General features: G+C 71.5%; 1 protein-coding gene. It reads right to left on the reverse strand.

The window, feature by feature from the left end; all coding sequences use genetic code 11:
- Window positions 1-100: 100 nt before the first annotated feature.
- Window positions 101-1,175, reverse strand: a 1,075-nt coding sequence (gene glsA / locus D7W82_RS39705; protein WP_120623191.1) for a glutaminase A, incomplete at its 5' end; no start/stop codon positions are given.

The raw sequence follows: 1,175 nt of genomic DNA on the forward strand, positions 1-1,175 counted from the left end.
CCCCTTGCGCATGCCCAGGCCCCCGGCCCCCTCTCACGGGGACCGGAGCATGGTGGGAGGCGAGGGCCCGGATGACATCACCGCCCCCGGTGCCTTGCGCCTATCGCTGGCCGGACACGTCCCCGCCTGAACGGGCCGCCTGCCGCGGGCCGCCGGAGAAGATGTCCCCGCCCAGCGCCGTGATGATGGACTCCACCGCCTTCTGGCCGCGCACGCTATTGCCCGCCTCGTCCAGCGGCGGGGAGAACGTCGCCACCGCGAAGCGGCCGGGCACCACCGCCACGATGCCGCCGCCCACGCCGCTCTTGGCCGGCAGGCCCGCGGTGAAGGACCAGTCCCCGGAGTTCTCATAGAGGCCCGTGGTGAGCATCAGCGACAGCACCTTCTGCGCGTTGTCCGCGTCCACCACGCGCTTGCCGGTGACGGGGTTGGTGCCGCCGTTGGCCAGCGTGGCCCCCATGATGGCCAGGTCCTTCGCCGTGACGTTCACCGAGCACTGGCGCGTGTAGAGGTCCAGCGCCTCCATCGGGTCGCCGGGCAGCGCGTCGTAGGACTTGAGCAGCCAGGAGATGGCGCGGTTGCGCGTATTGGTGGCGGACTCGGAGCGGTAGACGTCCTCGTTCACGCTGAGCCGCCGCCCCGCGAAGTCTTCCAGCGTGCCCTGGATGCGGGACCACCGGTCGTTCGCGTCCCTTGCCGGCACCATGCTCACCGCGGTGATGGCGCCCGCGTTCACCAGCGGGTTGCCCGCGGGCGGCCGCTTCGCCTCCTGGTTCAACTCGATGGCGATGATGGAGTTGAAGGGCTCGCCGGTGGCGTTGGCGCCAATCTTCGTCTCCACCTGCTCCGCCCCCACGTCCTGGAGGATGCGCGCCAGCGTGAAGGGCTTGGACACGGACTCGATGGCGAAGGGGTGCTCCGCGTCACCCACCGAGTAGACGCGCCCGTCCACCGTCACCAGCACGATGCCGAAGAGGTTCGGGTCCACCTTCGCCAGCGACGGGATGTAGTCCGCGTTCTTGCCGTCCTTCACGCCCCTGAAGCGCGCGTACGCCTGCTGCAGCGCCTCCTTCGCCTCCGCCGCGGAAACCTGCGCGGTGTCGGGCGTGCGCTGCGTCCGCTGCGCGGTGGCGGGCGCCTGCGCGGCCAGCCCCACCCCCGGCGCCCCCCAGAGC

The organism is Corallococcus sp. CA049B, assembly GCF_003611685.1.
GTDB classification, from domain to species: domain Bacteria; phylum Myxococcota; class Myxococcia; order Myxococcales; family Myxococcaceae; genus Corallococcus; species Corallococcus coralloides.